Origin of the sequence: Sphingobium chungbukense (genome assembly GCF_001005725.1) — a bacterium.
GTDB lineage: Bacteria > Pseudomonadota > Alphaproteobacteria > Sphingomonadales > Sphingomonadaceae > Sphingobium > Sphingobium chungbukense.
Map to the genome: position 1 here is coordinate 1 of NZ_LBIC01000003.1, position 23,271 is coordinate 23,271.

General features: G+C 62.5%; 28 protein-coding genes. 17 read left to right on the plus strand and 11 right to left on the minus strand.

What is annotated here, in order from left to right; genetic code table 11:
* The 5 genes from YP76_RS05915 to YP76_RS05935 all read left to right on the plus strand — a co-directional run.
* A partial coding sequence (locus tag YP76_RS05915; protein ID WP_269748619.1) for a zincin-like metallopeptidase domain-containing protein occupies positions 1 to 204 on the plus strand: 204 nt, incomplete at its 5' end.
* Entirely contained in the window at positions 201 to 662 is a 462-nt protein-coding gene (locus YP76_RS05920) for a DUF2958 domain-containing protein (protein ID WP_046762711.1), read from the plus strand. The genes YP76_RS05915 and YP76_RS05920, both read left to right, overlap by 4 nt.
* 86 nt (positions 663 to 748) lie before the next feature.
* Positions 749 to 2,572: a ParB/RepB/Spo0J family partition protein gene (locus YP76_RS05925; protein WP_084733056.1), complete on the plus strand. Its 1,824-nt coding sequence runs from the start codon at positions 749 to 751 to the stop codon at positions 2,570 to 2,572.
* Positions 2,573 to 2,637: 65 nt separating this feature from the next.
* The gene (locus tag YP76_RS05930) at positions 2,638 to 3,102 is read left to right on the plus strand and encodes a hypothetical protein (RefSeq protein WP_046762712.1); all 465 of its coding nucleotides are present in this window, start codon (positions 2,638 to 2,640) and stop codon (positions 3,100 to 3,102) included.
* Between the two features lie 126 nt (positions 3,103 to 3,228).
* On the plus strand, positions 3,229 to 3,690 hold the full coding sequence (locus YP76_RS05935) for a MucR family transcriptional regulator (protein ID WP_046762713.1): 462 nt from the start codon (positions 3,229 to 3,231) through the stop codon (positions 3,688 to 3,690).
* On the opposite strand, the gene YP76_RS05940 is transcribed toward YP76_RS05935, so the two are convergent.
* Positions 3,687 to 4,088: a thermonuclease family protein gene (locus YP76_RS05940; protein WP_046762714.1), complete on the minus strand. Its 402-nt coding sequence runs from the start codon at positions 4,086 to 4,088 to the stop codon at positions 3,687 to 3,689. The two genes, YP76_RS05935 and YP76_RS05940, sit on opposite strands and share 4 nt — an antisense overlap.
* A complete protein-coding gene (locus YP76_RS05945; protein ID WP_046762715.1) occupies positions 4,085 to 4,315 on the minus strand; it encodes a hypothetical protein in 231 nt (76 codons plus the stop codon). The genes YP76_RS05940 and YP76_RS05945 overlap by 4 nt, the downstream gene beginning before the upstream one ends.
* Positions 4,316 to 4,677: 362 nt before the next feature.
* Between YP76_RS05945 and YP76_RS05950 the strand changes: the two genes are divergently transcribed.
* The 3 genes from YP76_RS05950 (at position 4,678) to YP76_RS05960 (ending at position 5,873) form a co-directional block, all read left to right on the plus strand.
* Positions 4,678 to 4,998 carry a DUF736 domain-containing protein gene (locus YP76_RS05950; protein ID WP_046762716.1) on the plus strand — a complete coding sequence of 107 codons (321 nt, stop codon included), beginning with the start codon at positions 4,678 to 4,680 and terminating at the stop codon, positions 4,996 to 4,998.
* A gap of 65 nt (positions 4,999 to 5,063) precedes the next feature.
* Complete coding sequence (locus tag YP76_RS05955) at positions 5,064 to 5,351, plus strand: hypothetical protein (protein ID WP_046762717.1); 288 nt, start codon at positions 5,064 to 5,066, stop codon at positions 5,349 to 5,351.
* 306 nt (positions 5,352 to 5,657) lie between these two features.
* Positions 5,658 to 5,873, plus strand: a complete 216-nt coding sequence (locus tag YP76_RS05960; protein WP_046762718.1) for a hypothetical protein — start codon at positions 5,658 to 5,660, stop codon at positions 5,871 to 5,873.
* 94 nt (positions 5,874 to 5,967) lie between these two features.
* On the opposite strand, the gene YP76_RS05965 is transcribed toward YP76_RS05960, so the two are convergent.
* The gene (locus tag YP76_RS05965) at positions 5,968 to 6,207 is read right to left on the minus strand and encodes a hypothetical protein (protein WP_046763239.1); all 240 of its coding nucleotides are present in this window, start codon (positions 6,205 to 6,207) and stop codon (positions 5,968 to 5,970) included.
* A 457-nt stretch (positions 6,208 to 6,664) separates the two neighbouring features.
* Here YP76_RS05965 and YP76_RS05970 point away from each other — a divergent pair, with 457 nt between their 5' ends.
* The 6 genes from YP76_RS05970 to YP76_RS26910 all read left to right on the plus strand — a co-directional run bounded on the left by YP76_RS05970 (position 6,665) and on the right by YP76_RS26910 (position 14,770).
* Positions 6,665 to 6,967 (plus strand): hypothetical protein, encoded by a 303-nt coding sequence (locus tag YP76_RS05970; RefSeq protein WP_046762719.1) that lies wholly within the window; start codon positions 6,665 to 6,667, stop codon positions 6,965 to 6,967.
* On the plus strand, positions 6,964 to 9,054 hold the full coding sequence (locus tag YP76_RS05975) for a type IV secretion system DNA-binding domain-containing protein (protein WP_046762720.1): 2,091 nt from the start codon (positions 6,964 to 6,966) through the stop codon (positions 9,052 to 9,054). The genes YP76_RS05970 and YP76_RS05975 overlap by 4 nt, the downstream gene beginning before the upstream one ends.
* Positions 9,051 to 11,993, plus strand: a complete 2,943-nt coding sequence (gene mobF / locus YP76_RS05980; protein ID WP_046762721.1) for a MobF family relaxase — start codon at positions 9,051 to 9,053, stop codon at positions 11,991 to 11,993. The genes YP76_RS05975 and mobF overlap by 4 nt, the downstream gene beginning before the upstream one ends.
* A gap of 56 nt (positions 11,994 to 12,049) precedes the next feature.
* Positions 12,050 to 12,535, plus strand: coding sequence for a lytic transglycosylase domain-containing protein (locus YP76_RS05985; RefSeq protein ID WP_046763240.1), 486 nt, complete (start codon positions 12,050 to 12,052; stop codon positions 12,533 to 12,535).
* A 433-nt stretch (positions 12,536 to 12,968) separates the two neighbouring features.
* Positions 12,969 to 13,961: a macro domain-containing protein gene (locus YP76_RS26500; RefSeq protein WP_232307466.1), complete on the plus strand. Its 993-nt coding sequence runs from the start codon at positions 12,969 to 12,971 to the stop codon at positions 13,959 to 13,961.
* A complete protein-coding gene (locus YP76_RS26910; RefSeq protein WP_084733057.1) occupies positions 13,952 to 14,770 on the plus strand; it encodes a DarT ssDNA thymidine ADP-ribosyltransferase family protein in 819 nt (272 codons plus the stop codon). Before YP76_RS26500 ends, YP76_RS26910 begins: the two co-directional genes overlap by 10 nt.
* A gap of 9 nt (positions 14,771 to 14,779) precedes the next feature.
* Here the strand turns inward: YP76_RS26910 and tnpC are convergent, their stop codons facing one another.
* From tnpC to tnpA, 3 genes are all read right to left on the minus strand, one after another.
* The gene (gene tnpC / locus YP76_RS06005; RefSeq protein ID WP_046763242.1) at positions 14,780 to 16,306 is read right to left on the minus strand and encodes an IS66 family transposase; all 1,527 of its coding nucleotides are present in this window, start codon (positions 16,304 to 16,306) and stop codon (positions 14,780 to 14,782) included.
* 154 nt (positions 16,307 to 16,460) lie between these two features.
* Entirely contained in the window at positions 16,461 to 16,814 is a 354-nt protein-coding gene (gene tnpB, locus YP76_RS28590) for an IS66 family insertion sequence element accessory protein TnpB (RefSeq protein WP_046762724.1), read from the minus strand.
* On the minus strand, positions 16,811 to 17,176 hold the full coding sequence (gene tnpA, locus YP76_RS28595; RefSeq protein WP_046763243.1) for an IS66-like element accessory protein TnpA: 366 nt from the start codon (positions 17,174 to 17,176) through the stop codon (positions 16,811 to 16,813). Before tnpA ends, tnpB begins: the two co-directional genes overlap by 4 nt.
* 133 nt (positions 17,177 to 17,309) lie before the next feature.
* Between tnpA and YP76_RS06020 the strand changes: the two genes are divergently transcribed.
* Positions 17,310 to 17,537 carry a hypothetical protein gene (locus YP76_RS06020; RefSeq protein ID WP_046762725.1) on the plus strand — a complete coding sequence of 76 codons (228 nt, stop codon included), beginning with the start codon at positions 17,310 to 17,312 and terminating at the stop codon, positions 17,535 to 17,537.
* 13 nt (positions 17,538 to 17,550) lie between these two features.
* Here YP76_RS06020 and YP76_RS06025 read toward each other — a convergent pair whose 3' ends face one another.
* The 3 genes from YP76_RS06025 to YP76_RS06035 form a co-directional block, all read right to left on the minus strand.
* Positions 17,551 to 18,195 carry an SOS response-associated peptidase gene (locus tag YP76_RS06025; protein ID WP_046762726.1) on the minus strand — a complete coding sequence of 215 codons (645 nt, stop codon included), beginning with the start codon at positions 18,193 to 18,195 and terminating at the stop codon, positions 17,551 to 17,553.
* 10 nt (positions 18,196 to 18,205) lie between these two features.
* Complete coding sequence (locus tag YP76_RS06030; RefSeq protein WP_046762727.1) at positions 18,206 to 19,126, minus strand: DUF4238 domain-containing protein; 921 nt, start codon at positions 19,124 to 19,126, stop codon at positions 18,206 to 18,208.
* Between the two features lie 128 nt (positions 19,127 to 19,254).
* Positions 19,255 to 20,253, minus strand: coding sequence for a hypothetical protein (locus tag YP76_RS06035; RefSeq protein ID WP_232307467.1), 999 nt, complete (start codon positions 20,251 to 20,253; stop codon positions 19,255 to 19,257).
* 110 nt (positions 20,254 to 20,363) lie between these two features.
* On the opposite strand from YP76_RS06035, the gene YP76_RS06040 reads away from it, so the two are divergent.
* Positions 20,364 to 20,990 (plus strand): hypothetical protein, encoded by a 627-nt coding sequence (locus YP76_RS06040; RefSeq protein WP_046762728.1) that lies wholly within the window; start codon positions 20,364 to 20,366, stop codon positions 20,988 to 20,990.
* A gap of 112 nt (positions 20,991 to 21,102) precedes the next feature.
* Here YP76_RS06040 and YP76_RS06045 read toward each other — a convergent pair whose 3' ends face one another.
* On the minus strand, positions 21,103 to 21,858 hold the full coding sequence (locus YP76_RS06045) for an oxidoreductase (protein ID WP_046762729.1): 756 nt from the start codon (positions 21,856 to 21,858) through the stop codon (positions 21,103 to 21,105).
* A gap of 85 nt (positions 21,859 to 21,943) precedes the next feature.
* Here YP76_RS06045 and YP76_RS06050 point away from each other — a divergent pair, with 85 nt between their 5' ends.
* The gene (locus YP76_RS06050; protein ID WP_046762730.1) at positions 21,944 to 22,486 is read left to right on the plus strand and encodes a TetR/AcrR family transcriptional regulator; all 543 of its coding nucleotides are present in this window, start codon (positions 21,944 to 21,946) and stop codon (positions 22,484 to 22,486) included.
* A 34-nt stretch (positions 22,487 to 22,520) separates the two neighbouring features.
* Here YP76_RS06050 and YP76_RS06055 read toward each other — a convergent pair whose 3' ends face one another.
* Positions 22,521 to 23,180 (minus strand): SOS response-associated peptidase family protein, encoded by a 660-nt coding sequence (locus tag YP76_RS06055; protein ID WP_046762731.1) that lies wholly within the window; start codon positions 23,178 to 23,180, stop codon positions 22,521 to 22,523.
* Positions 23,181 to 23,271 lie beyond the last annotated feature (91 nt).

Below are 23,271 nucleotides of genomic sequence, written 5' to 3' on the forward strand. Positions count from 1 at the left end.
GTCGCCGAAATGGGATCGGCCTTTCTCTGCGCGGCGCTGGGCATCATGCCGACCGTGCGCCACGCCGACTATATCGGCTCATGGCTGGAAGTACTGCGCGACGATAATCGCGCCATCTTCCGCGCCGCCGGACAGGCCAGCAAAGCCGCTGACTGGCTTCTCGCCCGGCATATGGATGCCCTCGAACTGCGGAGGGCGGCATGATCCTCCTTGAACCCCAGCATAAGGAGGCGCTGCGCGCCAACAGTCTGGCCCGCCGTAGCGCGCAGGAGGAAGGCCGCCGCGAGCCCGATTGCGTGCCCGTCGTCAAATTCTTCAACCCGGTGGGCGCGGCGACATGGCTGGCGACCGAACTGGACGATGATGGCGACACGCTGTTCGGGCTGGCGGACCTTGGCTTCGGTTGCCCGGAACTCGGCTCCTTCTCCCTCATGGAGATTGAAAGCGTGCGTTTGCCCTACGGGCTGCGCATCGAGCGGGATATCGGGTTCGAGGGCCTTTTCCCCCTCTCGGCATGGGCCAATGCCGCCCGCATCGCCGGATCGATTATCGACGCCCAGTTCGTGATTGCGGACATCGTCCGATCCACGTCGCCAACCCCATCCGAGGCTCCGGCCTCAGACGAAAATCCGCCCGAGACGAACGACAATTCGGACGGATGACGTGCGGCTCGCAGCCGCTTTCCCAAAAGCCGGTCCGCCGTCCCGGTGAAAAGCGACGGACCGGCACACTATAGGAGTGTGTACCCATGAAACTCGATTTTCTGAACATAGACAAGCTGGTCGTCGCCAAGGCGAATATGCGTTCGCGTCAGGAACCGGACGTGAGCGATATCCTGCCGTCCATCCGGGCGCGCGGCGTTCTGCAATCCATCCTCGTCCGTCCGCTGGACGATGGCGAACGATATGAAGTGATTGCGGGCAATCGCCGCCGCCGCAGTGCTTTCCTCGTCGCGGAGGAACGGCGCGAGGCAGGCGATAGCGAGCCGGTGATGGTGCCTGCCGCCATCATGGAGCCGGGCGACGATGCCGCCGCCGTAGAAGCCTCGCTGATCGAAAATCTGGCCCGGCTCGATCCCGACGAGGTCAGCCAGTGGGAAGCCTTCGTCCGTCTCGTGAAAGAGGGCCGCACCCCCGACGATATCGGCGCGACTTTCGGCCTGCCCGAACTCCGCGTGAAGCGCATCCTCGCGCTGGGCAATCTCCTGCCCCGCATCCGTACCCTCTACCGGAAGGAGGAAATCGACGCCCCTACCATCCGGCAGCTGACCCTTGCGACCAAGAGCCAGCAGCGCGACTGGCTCGCCCTGTGGAACGATCCGGACGCCCATGCGCCCATCCGTTCCAACCTGAAAGACTGGCTGTTCGGCGGCGTGTCCGTGCCGGTCAAATATGCTCTGTTCGATACCGAGCAGGCAGGCGGGCCGGTTGTGGCCGACCTCTTTGGCGAGGGGGGCTATTTCGCGGATCGCGATCAGTTCTGGATCGCCCAGATTGCCGCCATTGCGCGCAAGGACGAAGCCTATCGCGAAGAGGGCTGGGGCGAGGTCGTCATCATGGAGACGGGCGACCATTTCCGGTCTTGGGAGCATCAAAAGGCTCCCAAGCGCAAGGGTGGGCGGGTCTATGTCGAAGTCCGCACCAATGGTGAGGTCATCTTCCACGAGGGCTATGTGACCGAGAAGGAGGCCAGACGGATCGAGAAGGGCGAGAAGGTGGCAGCGGGCATCAAGATTGCCCGCCCGGAACTCTCCAGCGCTCTCGCTTCCTATGTCGACCTGCACCGCCTTCATGCTGCCCGTGCCGCGTTGCTGGCCTCGCCGGGGCTGGCGCTGCGTCTCTTGGTCGCCCACGCCATCACCGGCTCGGTGAACTGGCAACTGCGACCCGAGGAACCTGTCATCCAGAAGGAAGCCACCAAGGACAGCATTGAACGCTCGCCCGGCGGCTTCTTCTTCCGGGAGCAGCAGCGCGACATTTTGCAGGCCATGGGGTTCGACGCCGATGATCCCAGCCTCACCCACAACAGCGCCGATATAGGGCCTCTGCTCACCCGGCTTATGGCTATGCCAGACGAGGCGGTGATGGGGCTTGTCGCCCTCATCATGGGCGAGACGCTGCGGACGGGAAGCGTTGCCGTCGAACTCATCGGCCTGTCGCTGGGCATCGACATGGCGACATGGTGGGAAGCGGACGACGCCTTTTTCGAACTGCTCCGCGACAAGCAATTGCTCGTCGCGATGGTCGAGGAGGTGGCCGGGCCGACGGTGGCGCAGGCTAATGCCACCGAGAAGACCAAGACCCTGAAAGAGATCATCCAGAACTATCTGCTCGGCACCGATGGGCGCAAGCGGTGCGAACGCTGGGTGCCGCGCTGGATGCGCTTCCCGCCCTCTGCCTATACCGACCGGGGCGGGGTCGCGATGGTCCGTGCCCATGCCGAGGCGACCAAGGAGCCGGAGGTCGAGGAGGGGCAAGAGACGGACCTGCCCGAACTCGAAATCGATATCGGAGAGGAGGGCGACGCGCCTGCCACCGATGGCGGCGAAGAGGAGCAGCGCCTCGCTGCATGACGAGGAAAGGGCGGCATCACGATGTCGCCCTTTCTCTTTTGCCTTTCGGGAATAGGGAGAGTGTGATGGTTGACCGCACAGCAGCGTCCATTGTCATCGGAGGAAATGTGAGCGCGGCGGACTATGCCCTGCTCATCGAGATGATCGCGTCCTATGACTTGCGCACCGAATGGGAGGGCGAACCCTTTGACCCAGCGCAGCGGGCCATCGGCGAAGCATTGAGCCTTTATGACCAATATGCCGCATGGGGCCGGTTCGACCGGCTGGAGTCATGGTGCATCGACAAGGGCCTGCCGTTCGTGCGCTGGTGCGGGGGCTATTGCAGCCAATGGGGATCGCAGCGCCTCGTCTTCACAGGCGAGGGCGAGCCCTGCGCTTATGGTGCCGATGATGAGGATGAATTGCTCATCGGGCGCGAAAAGGTCCGCGAATTGGGCAGCTATGAGGCCATACAGGCATATTTCGTCGCAGGGGATTTCCCGGTGCCGCCGCTTCGGGTCGAGGGTGAGATTTCGGGCGCTGCCCCCTGACGTTGCATCGCCCGTGCCGGAAAAAATCGCGCCGCGCGGCCGCGCCCCATGGGGCGCCGTCCGCGCGGCTATCGTTTCTTAACTGCCTATGCCAAAGGAGAAGCATTCATCCCCCTGGAGTGAAGCATGACGGAAGATACGGTCGCGCCGGATAATAATCTCATCACCCTGACGGCAGATATTGTCGCCGCTCATCTGTCCAACAACAGCGTTGGCGTGGGCGACGTGGCTGGTCTTATCGCTCAGGTCCATGGTGCCCTTGCCGGGCTTTGCTCGACTGTTGCCGCGCCAGTGGAAGAGCAGAAGCCCGCCGTATCGATCCGCGCGTCGGTTAAGCCCGATCACATCGTGTGCCTTGAGGACGGCAAGAAGCTCAAGATGCTCAAGCGTCACCTGATGACCCACTATCAGATGACCCCCGACGACTATCGCGCGAAGTGGAAGCTGCCCGCCGACTATCCGATGGTCGCGCCCGATTATGCCGCCCAGCGCCGCGATCTTGCCATGACCATTGGTCTGGGCAGGAAGCCCAAGGCTGAGCCGGTCAAGCCCGCAAAAGCGCCGCGCGCACCCCGCAAGAAGGTCTAGGCGGAGCACCAGTCCGGCTTGGGCTGATGTCTCAGCCATGGCCGGGCCACCCCTTTGGCGATCAGCATCGTACCGACGTCCCGGTCTCCGAGGGAGATGCGGGCGACGGTGCGATTATAGCTGCGGCCGACCCGGACTATGCTGATCGTCCTGCCCTTGAGCAGGTCGATGGCGTTTCGGGTCGCAGCCTTGCCGGTCTCGATCTCGGCGGCGCATTTCGCCTGATCCTTGCGGGTCTCGGCGGCGTCTATATCGGCGATACGAATGCGTTCGCCGCTCGTCAGCCGGACCGTATCGCCATCGATGACCCATGCCACTTTGCCCGTCGTCGGAGGCGCTGCGGCGGTGAGGGCTGCGAGGGCGAGCGCACAGCTGAGGTTGCGGATCAGACCTGTCATCGGCGCACCAGCCGGGTCGTCACCTTGACCGTGGCACAGAGGGTGCAGGACGCCCCGGCGCGCTGATAGCCCGCTATGCCCGCGAGCGCATGGGCGCGGTGCGTCACCGGCTCCGTGGCCAGGCCGAGGCGCTCCGCGACGCAGTCATCGCATACCGGCTCCGGCGCGAGCCTGCCGATCAACGCATCGATCCGGCCATCGTCCCTGTCTGTGCTGTCTGCCCCCATGCCGCACCCCTTGGCGCATCGGGACCGGCGGCGAAAGAGGCAAGCGACATCGCCTCGTCGCAAGCCCTGCCTGTCACCATGAGCATCGAAGCGGCACCTGTCACCTCTGTCGTGCGTCCACCGCTGGGCCGGTGCGGGGCGAATGACCTGGGACGACCGGCGACCCCTGCAACCCGGCTTCCAGACTGATTTCCCCGCATGGCAGAGCCATGCTCCTCGCGGTCGCTGCGCTCCAAATCAGTCCTCCAGTCCGGGTCCTTCGCTGACGCTTCGGCCTGACGGTTCCGGGATCGCCTTCAGTCATCCCTTGGTCCGCCCATCGCCCGGCAAGCGGTCGGGCGGAAACGCAAAGGAGATGAACAATGTCAGCTATCGGTCATGTGCAGCGTCAGTCGGATGGCAGCTTCAAGGGCTCGATCCGCACCCTCTCGGTCAGCGCCGAGGTCCAGATCATTCCCAACCGGGGCAAGGTGGGCGAACAGCCCGACTATCGGGTCATGTCCGGCGGCGTCGAACTGGGCGGCGGCTGGATCCGGACCGGCGAGGTCAGCCAGCGCGAATATGTCCGCCTCTCCATGGCGGCGCCGGAGCTGGGACCGAACACCCTCTACGCCAATCTCGGCCGCGCGGCGGGGCAGGACGACGAGGACGTCTACGCCATCATCTGGAACCCCGGCAACTGAGCCGGACCGGGTCGGGATCGCACTCCCATGCGGTTCCGATCCATCCCCTCTTCAGGAGACGCGACATGCTCTTCAGGATCACCGTCACACAGACATTGCGTGTCGAGAAATCGACCGTCATCGAAGTCGAGGCCATCTCCTTTGACGAGGCCGTGGAGGCGATCAGCACCGGCGAGATCGATCTGCCCTCTGCGTCGGACGACATCGGGAAGCGTTGGTGGGTCGACCGATCCAGCCTCGAAGATGAAGCCTATTATCAGCATGGGTCGGGCGGTCAGTCGCCATATGATCGGCCAAGGTGCAGCCTGACCGACATCGAGGAGGATTGCTGCCCCTGTGGCCGGCATCCCTGATACAAGGGCAGGGCATCATCCCGGCTCGCTCGCGTGCCGCACGAACCCGTCGGTTCGTGCGTCGCTACGCCTTGCCTGACCCCACACCCACTCTCTCACAGCTGTCCCATGATACCAGACCGCCGTCGACCGCCTCAAGGATCGGCGGTCCCCCCAATTTTGCCGGTGCCGCCCTGCGGGCGCCACCAACAAAATCGGTTCCCCCACCGCCCGCTGCGCGGTCGTCGGCTGGCGCCGCCGATCCTTGACCCGATCTAGCCGGTCCGGCCGCCGCCTCGCGTCAGTTCGACTTCAAGGAGATGACCGATGCAGACGATGACCGCCCGCGACACCGATGCCTATCTCGACGCCCTCCTGACGGCCAAACGCCGCGCCGCCAGCAGCTACTTCGACCAGCACATCCTCCGGGATACGGAACGGGGCTACATCGCCATCGACGAGGGAGACTATGCCTGGCTCACCGAGGAGATGATCGAGAGCATCGTCCTCACCATCCCGGGCGAGGTCATCGACGAATATTAAGGCAGAAGGGAGGGCCGCAAGGTCCTCCCGCTTTCCTCCTGTAGCGGGGCGGACATGGGGGCATCGAACCCCCATGTCCGCGCAAGCCGGTCGGTCAGCCTGTCCGCGAAGAGGGAGCCTTGAGGAGCTGGAGGGCGGTAGCTGGTCCCGACTTGAGCATGAGCTGGAGTGCGTCGCGGAACTCCTTCTCGGTAAAATCCTCCACCGGCAGGTCGGTCACAATGGAAGCATATCGAGCGCGTACGGCAATCCGCTGCTGCTCTATCTCCTCGGTCATCTTGCGCTGGCGTTGCTCCATCTCAGCAAGCCGCTCGCGTTCGGTCAGTTTTGGCATATCCATTCCTTTTCTGCTGAATGGTCTGCCCGTCACAGACCCGTTGTGGGGAGCGACATGACGACCTGCAAGATCGCGCCGGACAAGAAAGGGAGAGTGGAAGAAAGTGCCTCGACCGGGGTGGGCCGCGCCTTCCGGCACGGGGGATGACGCAGCGTGAACACGCTGCGGAAGGGGGCACTCACGGCTCTGCCGAATGTAATGCACCGTACGCACGGGTGCTGCGGGTCTGAAACCCGCTGGAATGCTGGGGTTCGAGCCGTCCGCCTTTGTCCGCCGGCGCGTCACTAAATGGCTGACATGTCGGACAAGCGGGCGAAGGCGATGAACTAAGTGTCTGAGTTTGCCCGGTTTAGAGGATCAAATGCGTCTGACGCCCTAAGTTGTTGAGATAGCATGGCGATTCTGCTATAAGAGCGTCGCTTCATCCCTTGCCAGGGGCGGACAGGAACCGCTCATGGCACGTATCACCATCCGTCTTGACGACGGCCTGTACGGGCGATTGCTCGATCAGGCGCGGAGCGTCGGCGCTACTCAATCGGCCTTCATCAGGGATGTCCTCGAGCGTTTCGAGGGCGCCGATCCGTCGGGTATCCACGCCCGTTTCGATGAACTTCACGCCACCGCCATCCAGACCCTTGCGGTGCTCGCCGCGCTGGTCGAAGCGGACTCGCCATCCGTCCTTCAAAAGGGTCTTGCCGATGCCCGCCGCCTCCTCAAGCAAAGGGGGCTGCTCGATCCCGAGCAGGATCGCGCATGAGCATTTTCCGGCACGACACATTGGGCAGCTGGACGCGCGGCGGCCAGGCAATCGTCCACAATGTCCGCATGACGACGCAGGTCTTTTACCAGACCTGTCTCGCAGGCTTCGTCATCTGGATAGGCGGCATCATCTGGTATGCCTGCGAGAAGTCCAGCGACTATGAACGCTATGTGCTGGTGAAGATCGGCACCGCCCTCATGATGGGCGATACGCTGCCCGGCAACCAGACGCCCATCCTATTCAAGACGCAGGCCGGCGCCCAATATTGGACCACGCCGAACGCGCTGATGGCATCGGGACTGGCCCATAAAACGCTGGCGGCCTTCGAGCGCTATCTTCTCCATGGGGCGCTTCTCTCCGGCGCATTCGCCCTCGCCATGCTCTTCTGGGCCTGGTTCTACTTCACCCGGACGGGGAGGGGGTTGGGCTCCAACCAGTTCTTGCGCGGGGCGCGGTTTGGAACGGTCCGGCAAGTCAGACGCGCGCTCTGGGGGCAGAAGAAGGGGAGCTTCTCGATCGGCGGCGTCGCCGTGCCTGACGCCTTTGAACCTGAGCATATTCTCATCTGCGGCGCTCCCGGTACGGGCAAAACCAACATCATCGTGAAGATGCTGGAGGGCATCCGGGAGAAGAAGCGCCGGGCCATCGTCTATGACACCGCCGGCACCTTCGTCGAGAAATTCTACCGGCCGGGCAAGGACGTGCTCCTCAATCCGCTCGACGGTCGGAGCGACAGCTGGACCCCCTGGGTCGATGTGCCGCAGGACTATCATTACGACCAGATTGCGGAGTCCACGATCCCCGACAAGACCGGCGATCCCTTCTGGGCAAAGGCCGCACGGGGCACGCTGGTGGCGGTGCTCAAGAAGCTGGCGCGGACCGAGCGCACCCTCGTCTCCATCCTCCTCGACATCCTGGTGCGCTCCAAGCTGAAGGATCTCGCGACCTTCGTGGAGGGCACTGAGGCGTCGGCCTTCATTAGTCAGGAAGGGGAGCGCACATCGGCGGGCGTGCAGGCGGAACTGGCGTCGGTCATGCGCAGCTTCGCCTATCTCGACGATACCGCCGACGGCCTTTCCATCCGTGACTGGGTAACGAATGAGGATGACGACAGCTGGCTCTTCATCACTGTGAAGGCGGACCAGCTTCCCTCGCTCCGCCCCCTCATCACGGTCTGGCTGGACATTGCCATCAGCGCGATCATGAGCCTCGCACCGGATCGCGACCGACGGCTCTACTGCGTGATCGACGAGCTGCCGACGCTCCAGAAACTGCCTTCGCTCTCCGACTTTCTGGCCCGCGCCCGCAAATATGGCGGATGCGGCATATTGGGATTCCAGAGCTATCCGCAGCTGGAGGCGACCTATGGCATTCAGGATGCGGCCGCCATCACCGGCTACTGCTCCACCTGGGTCGCGCTCCGGGCCAATGACACCCCCACTGCCAAGCATGTGTCGGAAAATCTGGGGCAGGTCGAACAGGTCGAAGCCAACGAAGGCATGTCCTATGGCGTGAACGATATGCGGGACGGCGTGAACCTCTCCCGCATGCAGGTTACGCGCCCGCTCGTCATGCATACTGAGGTCACGAACCTCCCCAATCTGTGCGGCTATCTCCGCTTCGGTCGCAGCCTGCCGGTGGTGCGGTTCGAAGACAGCTTCAACGGGGTGAAGTCGATCGCGGCGGGCTTTGTCGAGAAGTCGGGCGCGCCTCTTCGCCTTGCCGTGGAGGCCCTGACGGAACCACCGGCGCCGCCGCCAGCACCGCCCAAACGGAAGCCCAAACCGAAAGTCCAGGAGGATGAGCCTCGCGAGGTGGAAGAACCGCGCGAGCCGGAACTGGATTTCGATGCGGAGGAGAAGGTCGTCAGTCCGGAGCCGGAAATCTTTCCCATCGATAGCGATGGTCAAGCCGAGCCGGATGCAGCCGAGGGTGAGGAGCAAAGCGAAGCGGAGCTGCCGCCCGAGCCCGAAACGCCTCCCATCAAACCGGAGCAGCTCGAACTGCTCGGCAAGCCTTCGGGGTCGGGGCTGAAGCAGCATGGCCGACGCGACGGGAACCGCAATAAGGCGAAGCCGGCATGATCCATCCGCGCCGCCTCAAGGGCACGCCCGCCAACATTGCCCGCTATTATACGGTGGGCGATTATTACACCAAGGGCGATGCCGAGCATAGTGAATGGGGCGGCGCGATCGCCCGTGATCTCGGTATCGAGGGCATGCCCGTCGAGCCCGATTTGTTCAAGTCCCTGCTGGCCGGCGAGATAGCCGGTCAGCAGCTCGGGCGCCGCCTGTCAGATGGCGCGATTGACCATCACCCCGGCTGGGACTTTGCCGTCAATGCGCCCAAGTCGGTGTCGATCATGGCGCTGCTGACCGGCGACGAGCGGATCATCGCCGCCCATGAAAAGGCCGTGACGGCGGCATTATCCTATCTGGAGGAACATGCCGGTCTTCGCCGCAGGGAGGAGGGCGAGATCGTCCATGAGACGACCGAGCGGCTGATCTTCGCGCGCTTCACGGAGCATGCAAGCCGCGAACTCGACCCGCATCTCCACACCCATGTCGTCGTCATGAACATGACGAACCATGAGCCCGAAGCCCGGATGGCGAGCCTTGAATCCCGCGCCATGTTTGCGGCGCAGATGGCGGCGGGGCAGGTCTATCGCAATGCGCTGGCCTTCGATCTGAGGGAACAGGGATGGCAGATCGCCGATGATCCGCGCACCGGCCTGTTCGAGATCGGGGGCGTGCCGTATGATCTGATCCGCACCTTCTCCCAGCGCGCCGAGCAGATTGATGACCATGCGCGTGAGCATGGGCTGACCGGGCAGGCAGCGCGCCGGGAATCCTTTTACGCAACGCGCCGGGCCAAGGAGAAGACGGACCTTCCGACCCTGCATCAGAATTGGGAGAGACGCTCCCATAGCCATGCCGTGACGCTGGATCAGCTCCGCGAGGAGGCCAGCTCGCGGGAGGCCGGTCCGCTGGAGGTGGATGCCGCGACGGCGGCGCGCGCGGCCCTTTTCGGGATCAAACAGGCCGAGACCCGTGAGGCGGTCAACGACTATGGTGCCATATTGCGCGCCGGGCTTGCCGCCCATGTCGGCGAGGTGCGGGCGCAGGATGTCCGGCCCCAGCTCGATGCGCATGAGGAACGGCGCAAACTCTTCGCGACCCATGAGCAGACCGGCGATCAGATCCTCACTCGTGGTCGCACCACCCGCAAGACCGCGCGGGCCGAACAGGCGCTCACCCGGCATATCCTGCTTGGAATGGACGATGCCCGCCCGATCGCCTCAGCGGATCGCCTGCTGGCGGTGTTGGAGGGGGCCGGCCTCAAGCCTGAGCAGGAACAGGCGCTGGTGGAGATCGCGACCTCGCGTGACCGGCTGACGGCTGTCCACGGCGTTGCCGGCGCGGGCAAATCGACGCTGGTTGGGGTGCTGAAGGTGGCAGCGGAACCGGGGACGCGATTCACGGCTCTGGCTCCAACCTCATCGGCCGCTGGCAATCTTGGCGACAGTGCCCGCATCACATCGCGCACGGTTGCGAGCCTCCTGGCAAGCGGGGGCAGGGGACTCACCCCGTCCGATGTGCTGGTGCTTGATGAGGCAGGGCAACTTGGCACCCGCCAGGCCTTGCGCGTGCTGGAAATCAGCCGGGCAAGCGGTGCCCGCGTCATCTTTCTTGGCGACAATAGGCAGACCGGCGCGGTCGAGCAGGGCAAGGCCTTCTGGTTGATGCAGCGCCTCGGGCTGCCGACTGCGCAGCTCACCGAATCCGTCCGTCAGGAAACTCGTGCCATGAAGATGGCCGTGACGGCGGCGCGCTCCGGTGACTATGCCGCCTCCCTGACGGCGCTCGACAAGGTGGCGAGCGGCGGGACGGCGGAGGACCTCGCCAAGGGGCTGGTTCGGGACTGGACCCGGCTCAGCGCTGACAGCCGCGCCACCACCAATATTCTCGTGCTCGACAACGCCACGCGCCTGATCGTCAACAGTCGGATCCGGGACGCCTTGAAGGTGGAGGGCGCCCTTGCGGCCGAGGAGCATCGCCTCTCCATCCTGACCCCGGCGGGGATGACCGACGCGGAAAAGCAGGCGGCGCGTTTCTATTCCGGCGGCCAGGTTGTCACCTTCGGGCAGGATCTCGGCAAGAGCGGTATCGCGCGCGACACCGAATATCGCGTGCTGGGGATGGGCCGCGATCCGAACGGTCGGCAGATGGTCAGGCTGGTCGATGAGCAGGGGCGGGTAATCCGGTGGGATCCTCGCCTCACCCGCGCGCGAACGGTGAACGTCTTCAACCGGGAGGAACGCAATCTCGCGACCGGCGACCGCATCCAGTGGCGGCTTGTGAACAAGGATCTCGATCTCAAAAATGCTGAACGCGGCACGGTCGAGCGGATCGATCAGGGCGTCGCGACGATCAGATGGGATCGCGGCGGGCGCGTCAGCCAGGTGGACCTTGCCACTCACAAGACCTGGGACCATGGCTATGCGGAGACGGTCTACTCGGCTCAGTCGAAAACCTATGCGCGCGCTTATGTCCTCGCGCCGGTCGCCTCTCCGCTGGTGACCGGGCAGAACTATTATACCGCCATTACCCGAGCGCGCTTCGGGGTGAAGCTCTGGACGGAAGACCCGGAAAAGCTGGCCGAAAAGCTCATGGCGCGGTCGGGCGAAAAGACGTCCTCGCTGGAGGGGCTGGGTCGGCTCGACAAGGATGCCCGAGCGCCATTTGACGAACGTCATGGCGACCGCCTTCGTGCCGACCGTGAACAACAGCGGTCCGATCGGGAGGCTCGCAAGGACCGGGCACTAAGTCGCCGTTTGCCGGACGAGCCACGCAATCTTGGCGAGCATCTGGCCGCGCGCGCGGGAAGGATCGCGGCCAGTCTCGACCGCTATCTCCAGAGCCTTTCGGAGCCCCGCCGTGGTGATACGGACAGGGCGTCCGAAGCCGCACAGCCGGCTTTCAGAGGCGCCGAACATACTCCCAACAAAGGACCAGAAAGATGACAGCGATCCTTTGCGTGCGCGCCGGGTGGCCGCATTCTCTTTGCCTTGCCCTCATTATGACGGGACTGGCCATATCGGTGTCTCCCGCCTCTGCCGCAACGACAGACAGGCGGGGGGAGGCCGAAGTGGCGCGCTGCGTGAAACAGGCCGCTGGTGGGAAACTCTGGCTGGAGCGTACTCTCTGGGGCCTGCGCGATCAGGAGGCGGGCTGGATTGGGGCAGAAGTGCTCAACAGCAATGGGACTCACGACCTCGGACCGCTCCAGATCAACAGCTGGTGGGTGCCCCGTATCGCCCATATGCTCGATCGGCCTCCGGGCCATGTCCGATACTGGTTGCGCTATGATCCCTGTTTCAACGCCCAGGCCGCGCGCTGGATATTCCTGTCGGCTCTGAGGACGACCGGCGATTTCTGGAAGGCTGTCGGCGTCTATCATAGCCCGACTGCCTGGAGGCAACGTCGATACACCGCCAGCGTGGTCGGGAAGCTGAGGCTCCGGTTCGGCGAGGATGTGTTCGCCGCCTCCATCTCCAAACAATAATCCTAAGGACCCAACCACGATGCGTACGTTGCGTCCGAATTATTGGGAGCGTCCCGTCTGGACCCTCGAAGAATTTGCCGATTACGCGTGCATGTCCGTGCGCCATTTGAACAGGTTGCGCGCCAAGCGGGATGAATCTTTTCCGACGGAGATGCGTCCCGCCGGTTCGCCGCTGTTCAAAAAGGAAGAGGTTGAGGATTGGCTTGAGGGTCGGGCCGTGCATCGCAAATCGCTATGGATCCACCCGCAATGGAAATCGAACTCGCGATCGGTGCCCTGATGGGTGTGCGCAATGGCAGCAAAAGGTGTTCCTGGCGGCGCCTCGAACCCAATGTTCCGGGAGAAGCATGTCCGGCGGCTGCGCCGAGCGGGGGGATTGGACATGCAGGTTGGGGGAATGCCACGAGAGTAGGTTGGATAGACATTTCTATCAGTGTTCGCTATAGAAGTTCTATCTTTGTTCTTGTTTGTGAGGAGCGTGCATGATTCTGGTTCGTCTTACGCTGCCTGCACAATGCTGATCTACCGGCGCACGAGCTTGCTCGAATCGAGCGCTCAAACCCTCGTCAACACGGTGAATTGCGTCGGCGTGATGGGCAAGGGGCTCGCGCACGCTTTCAAAGAACGTGAACCCGCCATGTTTGCTGCCTATAAGCGGATTTGCGACGATCATCTGCTCGAGCCTGGAAAGCTTTGGCTCTGGCGTGGATCGAGCAATTGGGTGCTCAATTTCCCGACCAAGGTCCACTGGCGGCATCCGTCGAAGATCGATTGGGTAGAGGCAGGGCTGAAGAAGTTCGTCTCGGCCTACGAAGCGCAGGGGATCACGGAGATATCATTCCCGAAACTGGGTTGCGGAAATGGCAATCTGGATTGGGACGAGGTGCGGCCTCTGATGGAGCAGTATCTCGGTGGCCTCCCGATTAAGGTCTATGTCCACGATTTCACCAAGGACATCGGCCTTCCGGAGCATCTGGAATCGATCGCTATGAACGTGCGGCGCGCCAGCGATGGCGGCGTGTCGTTCGAATCCTTCCTGCGTTCGCTGAATGACGTCGTCGCCGCTGGTGGCGACCAATTGGTTGATCTTGACGGTGCCCAGCCATTTCGTGCCGCTATGCCGTCGACAGGGGTGCTGGAAATCAAGGCTGATGGACATCGCTGGGAGCTTGAGGAAGAGGCATTGCGCGGTGTTTGGCTGGAACTTCAGTCGGGTGTCGTGACGAGCGATCGGGCAGGCTGGACGGCTGGCGATGCTGGTCCGCATATCCTTACATTGCTCAGTCTTCTGCCGGGCAATCGTCCGATAGAAATTCAAAGGAAGGGCGCGAGCCGGTCTGAACTGGCGGTGGAACGAGCGCCGGCACCCCGCGCCGTTTCCTCGGTAAATCCGGCGGGCGGGCAGCCTAGTTTTGCATGGCACTGAGTCACGAGGCCGCAGCGGCGCACATTGCGCGCTGGCAGGCCGAGCTTAATCAGCCCTGGTATAATTACCGGCGCCATTGGCCGGACTGCCTGTTTCATCACGCCCCGATTGAGAACGCGGTTTCCATACTTTCATCCGGGATGCTTCGTTCGCGAAATGATGCTGCCAACCCGAGGCCGCGCGATGTTGCCGCCCGAGACGTCAATGCAGCGCGCGACCACGCGCATGATCGGGTGCGGCTTTATTTTCGTCCCAGAACGCCAACGCAATTCAACATTGAAGGCATTCGAAAGCCGGGTGAGTGCCGTTTTGGTGACGAAACCCACGCACCGATGCTGGTCATGTTCATCCTCGATGCGCAGCGCGTTCTGACTGCGCCCGGAACGCAGTTTTGTGACCGAAACATGCAGCGCGGTGGTGCCGAGCCCGGCGACGGTGAAGCCTATTTTGCCCGCATCCCCTTCGATAAGGTCTATCATGAGGGGCCAACTGGCGGCGATGATAGCATCATCGCTCATCGATGTGCCGAAGTTTTGCCAACGTCACCGCTGGAGCTTCAGCCCTGCCTTCGGGCAGTTTTTCTCCGATCCGATCCTGAGCGCGACACCTTGCTTCATTTGCTGGGACCGCATCGGGCGCGTTGGGCCGAGCGCTGTTATGTGTCTGAGGCGCTTCGGGTGTTCGAGAAGCGCTATAGCTTCATCCAGGAGATAGGGCTGCAGTCGGACGGCCTCGTATTCACAATGAACGTAAGCGGTAAAAATCCCCCACGTGGCGGTGGAGCGGCCGTGGCGGGTTTGGCGATGTAATTTCGGTGATCAAGCAGCGGTGACGATGTTGCTCATTTCGAACATGGTTTGTCCGGCGTTTGTATTGACCCAGTTGTACGGGAGCAGGTCGTCGATCGGATCCGTGTCGGATCGGGTGATGATCCGGGCGAGCACATCGGAGAGGTAGGCGTAGGGCTCGAGGTCCAGCATCTTGCAGGTTTCGACCAGCGAGGCGATCGCCGCCCAGTTTTCGGCGCCGAGCTGGTGGCCTGCGAAGAGCGCATTTTTTCTCTGAAGAGTCACTGGTCTGATGGCACGTTCGGCGGAGTTGTTGTCGAGCTCGATCCGCCCGTCGTCGAGGAACCGGGTGAAGCCCGCCCAACGTTTCAGCGCATATTTCATCGCGTCGCTTGTCGCCGAGCCAGCCATGACGCGGGGGCTGATGGCGGTGAACCAGGCGTGGAGCTGCTCGACCAGCGGACGGCTCCGTTCTTGCCGTACAGCGAGGCGTTCCTCGGGCGGGCGACCACGGATGTCCTTTTCGATGCCGTAGATCCTGGCGATGCGCTGCAACGCATCCTGTGCGATCGGCGCATCACTGCCCGCGTCGACAAACTTACGTCGCAGGTGTGCCCAGCAGTAAGATTTCCAGACGCCAGCATTGGCGCGGTCATCTTTGCCGAACTGGTCGTAGGCTTGCCATGCATCAACCTGCAGGATGCCCTGGTAGGCTCCCAACAGCTGTCTGGCCCACATGGCCCCGCGGCCAGGCATATAGGTGTAAAGCGCCAGCGGCGGATCGGCACCGCCATGGGCCCGGTCGTCACAGACGATGACCCACATGTAGCCAGTTTTGGTCTTGCCGGTCCCCGGTGCCAGCACCTTGACGGTGGTTTCGTCGACGAACAGCCGTGATCGTGCAAGTGCATCCACGCGCATCCGGTCGACGATCGGCTGCAGCGCCGCAATGCCCCGGCCGACCCAGTTGGCCAGCGTGGCGCGGCTGATCTCGATGCCCTGCCGCGCGAAGATCTTCGACTGGCGATAAAGCGGAAGGTGGTCGCAGTACTTGTTGATGAGAACATCGGCGATCAGCGCTTCGGTCGGCAAGCCGCCTGGCACCACGCGCTCCGGTGCCGGAGCCTGGTGTACGCCATCGGTACAGCACCGGCACGCATAGCGCGGCCGGATCGTCACCATGACGCGGTGCTGCGCCGGGATGATGTCGAGCCGTTCCGCACGGTCCTCACCGATCTTGTGCAGCGCGCCGCCACAGGCGCATTCCAGGCTGTCGGGTTCGATCACCACCTCGAAGCGCGGCAGATGCGCCGGCAGCGATGCACGTTGTGTGTCGGCGGACCGGCGTTTGCGAGGCACGAGGCCATGACGCTCGGTTTCTTCGTCCGTCTTATCCTGCAGGCCCTGGGCCTCACCAAGGGCCACGGCCTGGTCTTCCAGCGCGAGTGCGAGCTGATCGGCAGAAAGCTTCTCCGACCGCTTGCCGAAGGTCGTGCGGTTGATCAGTTTGAGGATCTGCTCGAGCCGCGCTGCGCGGGCGCGCTCGGCCAGCAGCATCGCCTTGAGCTGCTCGACGTCGTCGGGAAGCTCGTCGTATCCGGCTTCTGCGCCGGTCGCTGCGGGGAGTTCTGGATGCGCCGCCACGCCTGCATTCTAGCGGATTTTGCCTCGCGAGGAACAGCCTTGCGCCAAGCAGAATCAGGCATGCGGCCTACTGCGCATGGATCGGTTTGGGCACGCGCGGCACGTGCACACGCGACCAGTCCAACCCCTCGATCAACGCCGAGGCTTGCGCCGCTGACAGCTTCATCACCCCGTCTCCCGGGCGTGGCCAACGGAACTTCCCATCGTGCAAGCGCTTCGTCACCAGCACCAGCCCAGTGCCGTCCCAGACCAGGAGTTTGATCCGGTCCGCTCTGCGCGCCCGGAAGATAAACAGCATACCTGAGAAGGGATCGAGCCTGAGCTCGCGCTCGACCAGCGAGGCAAGGCCCACCATTCCTTTCCTGAAGTCCACGGGCTGCGTTGCGACCAGTACCTTCAGGGGGCCGGGCGGGATGATCACGCGCTCACCCGCGCGGCCAACAACACCCGCTCGATGTGATCCGCGCTCACGTCGGGAGGGATACGGATCAGCAGCCCGCTTGCCTCGACGACGATCTGGCCGCTGACTGGTGGCACTGCCGCGCTGGACAGCTCGTCGACCTTCCCGCGCTCGACCATTGCCGGCACAAAGGTCATCGCCTCCGCGCGCTCCCGCAATCCGCGCCGCCATGTGTACAACTGCTGGGGAAACAGCCCGTGGCGGCGCGCCACCGCTGACACATTGGCACCCGGCTCCAGGCTTTCCGCGATGATCTGCGCCCGCGCCTCGGGCGTCCAGTGCCGCTTGCCCCGCGGGCTTTCGATCACGTCAAGCCGCTGCACCTGACCCGGGGCGCTCGTTTCGAAACATGTTTCGAAATCAGTTTCATCACTCACTGGTAACCTCGCCGTTCATTGCGACGAAACTACCAACCTCGGAGCTTCTGAAAATGTGGGGGATTTTGACCGCTTACCAATGAACCGCCGTTTCGATGGTCGCGGCGTCGCCATCTCAATGTCTGTCTGGAACCAATGGGGAGCGGAGGTCGCTCGCTTTGCGGATGCGGACCTGCAGGCCACGCCAGCCGAAGGGCGATGGATCTACCAGCACCATTTCGATGATGGCGTTTATCGTGTGCGCGTCGAGATCGATGGCCACCTCGCTTATGAAGCCATGATTCCGCTTCAGCCTGCGCTGTTCTGATTTTTCGTTGCTCTTAAAGGAGTGTCTGCTGGCCTGCCGTCGGCTTGCGTTTCACCCATAGCTCATCTGTGCGCGTCATCGCGATAAGTTCGCTTGGGAACGTCCGATTCTGGAACGCCTGCACGTCGTCAAAGGAGCCATGGAGCCAGTCGCCATATTCCTGCTCGTGAAGCAGCACGGGCATACGGTCATGGACGGGGCAAATGGCGTCGTTGCTGTCGGTCATGAGGCCCGTAAATACGGGTCCCCATTCAGCGCTTTCACGCCAGAAACCGGCCCACGCGAAGATCGGCTTTCCGATCATATTGAACCAGGTCCGCGTCTTCGCTCCCTGCGGACCCTCTGCCTCTGCAAATGCCGTCAGAGGAATCAGGCAGCGCAGGTGCGGCTTGCCCGTGATCCCCTTCCACATTGGCTTCGTAAGGTCTGCGACGTTGTTGACCGGTTTTGGCTTTGAGGTGGGCGCCATGGTTTTCAGCCGTACCGGAAAGCCCCATGTCATGGACTGCATGAGTCTGGCGCCTGCTTCCTCCCGTACGACGACGCTGGGTGCGCCAGGGTAGACCTCGTCTCCGGCATTGGATGCTACCGGATTTTCGACGCCGAAATGGGCGGCGACCTCTGCCGCGCTCAACCGCTGTGTATAAAGGTTGCACATGGCGCCGAGCTTATCCCCCTCTGAGGTGCTGAGCAATCGCTGCTACGGCGCTTTTGCTTCCGCCTACTAGTAAGCGCCGTGATCGAGCAGCAGTTTCGACATTGATACTGCTTACTTCCCATGACTCGAATGTTCCATCTTCGATGAGAGATGGAACCGGCCAATCAGACTTGGTAATCAAAAGCGCGAGGTCCGGCGACAAAACAATCTTCCAACCCAGATCACTCTCACCACGCTCGAATACGATGCCGGTGTCACCGATCACAAGGTCGGCTCCCTTCGATCGGCGTAGAACCCATTTCATATTCAGCAAGCGCTTCTTCAAAATCTCGCGCCCGGATTGATCTGTGATTACATCGGAAAACGGCATGTTCGGATCGCCGCCCGTCGCAAGGAGCGAATCAAATAGCCTTCCGAAAATGAGATCACGTGCTTGTGGGGTCGCGGCCTTCAGCTGCGCAAACTCCGCAGGTGAAATTGAAAAGTCAGGTACGCCGAGTGACGCCATGTAATTGATGAAATCGCCGCACTGATTTGCCACCTCCAAGGATTCTTGGATGTTCAGGATAAGCCCGGCTGCGGCTGAGGGGTAACGATTTACCGTACTGGGGTGGCGCAATGCCATAACAGAAAAGAAATCCGCCATATTCTCTCGAAGTTCCAGACTTCGATCACCATTATCAATGCGGCGAAACAGCTCCGCCCCTTGATTGTCGACAATGCCCATTTCGCCAGTTTCAAGACTTACGTCGGGGCCTGCTGCCGTCGATTGCGTATAAAGATCATATTGAGCCATCAGCATCGCTACGGACCGTTCGTCGATCTTGTCGGACTCCCAATCGTAGGACCAGACTAACTTCGATTTACCGTCATGCGAAAAACGCTTCAGCCAGAACTGCGGAATGTAATGATGATTGCGGGGCATATTCATAGTGCGGGTATGCCGGCGTCCGCTTAAAAATGATAGTTGTTGCCTTATGGCAAATGGAGGATGCTCACCGGTGCCGGCAGAGTGGCTCTTGCGTCAGCGATCGATGGTCGACGTTACTGCTCGTCGTTCTATCGCGGCGGTGCTGCGAGTAGAAGTTTGCAGATGCGGGCGTATTCGCTTGGACCAGCAGACGCCAGATCATCAGGGTCGGCAAGCGGCCCGCCTGCATGGCTGATTTCGGTAAGGAGGTCCGCGAATTCCATCCTGCCGGTTGTTCGGATCTGCTGATGAGTTTCGAGATCGGCATAGCTGATCGAGCTACCGCGGTAGCACCTTAGGACCGCTGCCAATCCCGCGTCATCGGTGATGTATTCGACGCGCCGCACACTCGACTCGCCTTGAGCTCCCAGCTTCTCCAGCTCGATCTGATGACCGAGGAATCTGCCGATCGTCATGACGTCCGCCAGCACGTTCTCCACCTCGTAATCCTGTGGATCGGCCTTGAACTTCATTACCTTCCGCGCATCCGGATTCCCGTAGATGCAGGCTAGGCAGAGAACCACGAGTGGGTGCACCTTGTGTATGCCCAGTGCGTCTGCGGTCGAGATCACTTGCTTGGCCTTGTCGAAGCGCTTCCTCGGCGAGACGATGGAAGCAAGCCGGTGGATGTCGTTCGCCGCCTTCAGGAAGCTGACGTAGTTTGGCTCGTCCTGTTCGACCAACAGGCCCCTGGCCGCATCGAAGTAATCGAGATGGAAGGTGTCGGGATCGCCGGGCTTAGCGTTGGCGAAAAAGCTGCGAACCAAAGCCACGTCTTTTTGGATCTCCGCTCTTAGCTGGGTATCTGAAAGCGCACCCCTTCGATCGTTCACCTTCTCCATCAGGGCGAGCAGGCAGGAAACCTTGTTGCCTGGCCGGTCGATGTCGCGAAGCCTTGCAAGCAGCGCGACTTTGCGGGCGTCGAGAGGCCGGTTGTTCGCCGACTTCTTGATCACGTCCATCGCATTGATGTCGAGAAAATACATGGTGGGAATGTGCGGCGACCAAGGCCAGATGATCCATGGCTTCCCCGGCGCTCGGGTCATTGTAAATCTCAGCTCCATGGACCGTTTCTTGTCATCCGGCATCACGAATTGCGCCTCATCATCGATCCATCACGTCACTGGCGAGCTGCCTGATGTCAGCCGCTCGTGGCGAACCTATATTGGATGGCGCTGGAGCATTGGAAGGGGCATGCATGGCCGTGGAATTTGACCGTTCGGACCTGACGGTTGTTGTGTCGTCTATCGTAGCAGCAGCGGGGCTGGTCTCGTCGCTGACGTTCGACAAAACGCTCGGAACGATCATGACTGCTGGGGGGGTGATCCTGACGGCAATCTTTGGCTATCTGAAGGCACGCCGCGCCGAAACGAGTGCCCGCCGGAACGCGCTGGACGTCGCAAGCATCTCGGCAAGTGCCGCAATCGATACGAACGCTAAGACGGTCTTGGTCCAGACGGTCACGGCCGAGCGGGCGAAGTGGCGTTCGGAATTGAGGGAGGTCGTGACCGAACTGACCGCGCTGCTCCGGGCGTCAGCCAGGGACGAGGAAGTGATATGGCAGAAGGTGGACCAACTCAGGAGCGGTGTCCGCTTGCGATTGAATCCGGCGGGACGGGGGCCGGCGCCTACCGGTATCGACAAGCACGAAAAGGACCGCCAGATCCACAACGACCTCGATGCGCTTGACCAGGCGGGGCCCAATAGCAAGGCGCAGCACGCTGTGATCGCTGAGCGGCTGGAGCGGCACATGGCCGACATCCTGAAGCAGGAATGGGACGTGTCGAAGGTCGAGGCGGTCAAGGGCAAGCTGAAGACGAGCTAATCTTAAGCGGCAATGCCGAAGGGCTTGCCCTTCCGGGCTGGGCTCGCGGCCGCGCACGCAGGACGCGGCGCCACTGCCCCTCTGTGGGGAGCAGCGGCGCACGTTCGTCGCGTCAACGCGCCGTCATGCCCCCGTCCACCCGGTAATTTACGCCGGTCAGGAATTTGCCCCTTTCCGATGCCAGTAGCGCAACCACTTCTGCTATATCCTCCGTCCCGCCGATGCGGCCCAGTGGCACATAGTTTTTCCACTCATCGTCCTTGATGGGAAACTGCTTGCGAAGTTCGTCCGAGTTGGGAGTCGAGATCGGCCCGGGCGTCACCACGTTCACGCGTATGCCGCTCTCGCCCAGTTCCACTGCCAGGGTGCGGGAGTAATAGTCCAGCGCGGCCTTCGCGGCGCCGTAGTGTACGTCAAATGGAAATGCGATCGTCGCTGCCGTCGAGGAGATGTTGACGATGGACGGGGCGCTCGACGCCCGTAGCGTGGGTAGAACCGCATTGGTCATGCGCACGGCCGCCAGCAGGTTGAGGGCGATGTCCCGCTGCCACTCCTCGTCAGGGATCGACTCCGAGCCGCCCAGGAAGGCCTTCGACCCCCCGGCATTGTTGATCAGTATGTCGAGGCCACCAAGGACCTCGAGCGCCTGGGCTGCGGCATTTCTCGTTCCAGCTTCGGTGAGCAGATCGCCCGCGACGAACGTCGCTCCTGTGGGCGTGGTGTCCGTGGGCGAGCGGCCGACGACCACGACGCGCGCCCCGGCATCGAGCAGTCGCTGCGCGATCGCCGCACCGATCCCGCGCGTGCCGCCGGTCACCAGCGCACGCCGGCCAGCGAACTCGTCGGACAGATCAAGTTTCGTAGACATATGGGTTCCTTCCATTGCATCTGCACCCTATATCGGAGCAGTGCTCCATATATTCGGAGCGGTGCTCCGTTTTTCAAGGATCGTCATGCGCGCAGACGCCAAAAAGAATTACGACCGCCTTCTCGCGATCGCGCGGGAGGCGGTAATCGAGCATGGAGCGGACGCCTCGCTGCGGGACATCGCCCGCCGTGCGGAAGTCGGCATGGGCACGCTCTATCGCCACTTCCCCACGCGCGAAGCATTGCTCGAGGCACTGCTGAGCACCGACCTCGATGCACTGACGGAGAAGGCGAAGCAGCTGCAGGCGACGACCTCTCCGGCCGATGCGCTCGCAACCTGGTTCCGGGAGGGGGTGGCGTTCACGCGCACCTTCGGCGGCGTGGTCGATCTCATGGCGTCAGCGCTGGACGATCATGATTCCGCCCTTCATGCCTCTTGCACGGCAGTCCGTTCGGCTGGCGCGCTCCTGCTGGAGCGTGCGCAGGAGGCGGGAGCAGCCAGGACCGACATCGATGGCATCGACCTGTTCGCCTTGATGGCGTCACTCGCGTGGCTCGGCGACCAGCCTGCATTCGCGTCCCGCGTCGACCGATTGTCCGAGACGATCGCGAACACGATTCTGGCGTAACCGGCGGATCGACCCTGATCTCAACTGGTCCCGATCAGATCATCGCCATCTGCCGCGCCGCATCCGGCGGTGGCGATCCGCTCCGCCACAGATCCTTGGTCGGCTGCACGACCATCCGCTCCCCCGGGAACGGCGGCCGGTACTGGAAGCGGATGACGTCCTGGATGCTGCCACGCAGCCACTCGTCATATTCATGGGGGTTCAGCAGGACGGGCATGCGGTCATTCGTCGGCGGGATGACGTCGTTCGCCTCCATCGTCATGCCGGCATAGACCGGCCCCTCGCCGGGCAGGTTCCGGCAGAAGCCGGCCCAGGCCATGATCGGCTCGTTCTTCAGCGAGAACCAGGTGCGCGTCTTCGCACCCTTCTCGCCGGCCGGATTGGCGAAGTGCGTCAGGACGATCAGGCAGCGGTAGCGCGGCTCGACCACAATCTGATCCCACATCGGGTTGGTGAGATCGGCGACCATACCGACGCGGCCCGGATCCTCGCCATGCTCGCGCATCTCACTCGTCAGTCGCGGGAATCCCCAGGTGACCGACTTGAGGATCCGCTTCCCGCCCTTCTCGAAGACGATCAGCCCAGGCAGCCCCTCGACCGTCTCGTCGGGGATATAAACCTGCTGCACGGGGTCGATGCCGAAATGAGCCGCGATATCCGCGGGGCCAGCCCTGACCGTGTGCAATCTCGACATGGGACAGGCTCCAGATGGACTCGGCGAAGGCCTGTTCTACCACGGAACGGATCATGAACGATAGGCCATTGACTCCCGACCCGGATTGGAG

What these genes read in the sequence shown, in the direction of transcription:
- YP76_RS05920 (WP_046762711.1), top strand. Translation starts at nt 201, where the DNA reads ATGATCCTCCTTGAACCCCAGCATAAGGAGGCGCTGCGCGCCAACAGT.
- YP76_RS05925 (WP_084733056.1), top strand. Translation starts at nt 749, where the DNA reads ATGAAACTCGATTTTCTGAACATAGACAAGCTGGTCGTCGCCAAGGCG.
- YP76_RS05930 (WP_046762712.1), top strand. Translation starts at nt 2,638, where the DNA reads ATGGTTGACCGCACAGCAGCGTCCATTGTCATCGGAGGAAATGTGAGC.
- YP76_RS05935 (WP_046762713.1), top strand. Translation starts at nt 3,229, where the DNA reads ATGACGGAAGATACGGTCGCGCCGGATAATAATCTCATCACCCTGACG.
- YP76_RS05940 (WP_046762714.1), bottom strand. Translation starts at nt 4,088, where the DNA reads ATGACAGGTCTGATCCGCAACCTCAGCTGTGCGCTCGCCCTCGCAGCC.
- YP76_RS05945 (WP_046762715.1), bottom strand. Translation starts at nt 4,315, where the DNA reads ATGGGGGCAGACAGCACAGACAGGGACGATGGCCGGATCGATGCGTTG.
- YP76_RS05950 (WP_046762716.1), top strand. Translation starts at nt 4,678, where the DNA reads ATGTCAGCTATCGGTCATGTGCAGCGTCAGTCGGATGGCAGCTTCAAG.
- YP76_RS05955 (WP_046762717.1), top strand. Translation starts at nt 5,064, where the DNA reads ATGCTCTTCAGGATCACCGTCACACAGACATTGCGTGTCGAGAAATCG.
- YP76_RS05960 (WP_046762718.1), top strand. Translation starts at nt 5,658, where the DNA reads ATGCAGACGATGACCGCCCGCGACACCGATGCCTATCTCGACGCCCTC.
- YP76_RS05965 (WP_046763239.1), bottom strand. Translation starts at nt 6,207, where the DNA reads ATGCCAAAACTGACCGAACGCGAGCGGCTTGCTGAGATGGAGCAACGC.
- YP76_RS05970 (WP_046762719.1), top strand. Translation starts at nt 6,665, where the DNA reads ATGGCACGTATCACCATCCGTCTTGACGACGGCCTGTACGGGCGATTG.
- YP76_RS05975 (WP_046762720.1), top strand. Translation starts at nt 6,964, where the DNA reads ATGAGCATTTTCCGGCACGACACATTGGGCAGCTGGACGCGCGGCGGC.
- mobF (WP_046762721.1), top strand. Translation starts at nt 9,051, where the DNA reads ATGATCCATCCGCGCCGCCTCAAGGGCACGCCCGCCAACATTGCCCGC.
- YP76_RS05985 (WP_046763240.1), top strand. Translation starts at nt 12,050, where the DNA reads ATGACGGGACTGGCCATATCGGTGTCTCCCGCCTCTGCCGCAACGACA.
- YP76_RS26910 (WP_084733057.1), top strand. Translation starts at nt 13,952, where the DNA reads ATGGCACTGAGTCACGAGGCCGCAGCGGCGCACATTGCGCGCTGGCAG.
- tnpC (WP_046763242.1), bottom strand. Translation starts at nt 16,306, where the DNA reads ATGCTGCTGGCCGAGCGCGCCCGCGCAGCGCGGCTCGAGCAGATCCTC.
- YP76_RS06020 (WP_046762725.1), top strand. Translation starts at nt 17,310, where the DNA reads ATGAACCGCCGTTTCGATGGTCGCGGCGTCGCCATCTCAATGTCTGTC.
- YP76_RS06025 (WP_046762726.1), bottom strand. Translation starts at nt 18,195, where the DNA reads ATGTGCAACCTTTATACACAGCGGTTGAGCGCGGCAGAGGTCGCCGCC.
- YP76_RS06030 (WP_046762727.1), bottom strand. Translation starts at nt 19,126, where the DNA reads ATGAATATGCCCCGCAATCATCATTACATTCCGCAGTTCTGGCTGAAG.
- YP76_RS06035 (WP_232307467.1), bottom strand. Translation starts at nt 20,253, where the DNA reads ATGCCGGATGACAAGAAACGGTCCATGGAGCTGAGATTTACAATGACC.
- YP76_RS06040 (WP_046762728.1), top strand. Translation starts at nt 20,364, where the DNA reads ATGGCCGTGGAATTTGACCGTTCGGACCTGACGGTTGTTGTGTCGTCT.
- YP76_RS06045 (WP_046762729.1), bottom strand. Translation starts at nt 21,858, where the DNA reads ATGTCTACGAAACTTGATCTGTCCGACGAGTTCGCTGGCCGGCGTGCG.
- YP76_RS06050 (WP_046762730.1), top strand. Translation starts at nt 21,944, where the DNA reads ATGCGCGCAGACGCCAAAAAGAATTACGACCGCCTTCTCGCGATCGCG.
- YP76_RS06055 (WP_046762731.1), bottom strand. Translation starts at nt 23,180, where the DNA reads ATGTCGAGATTGCACACGGTCAGGGCTGGCCCCGCGGATATCGCGGCT.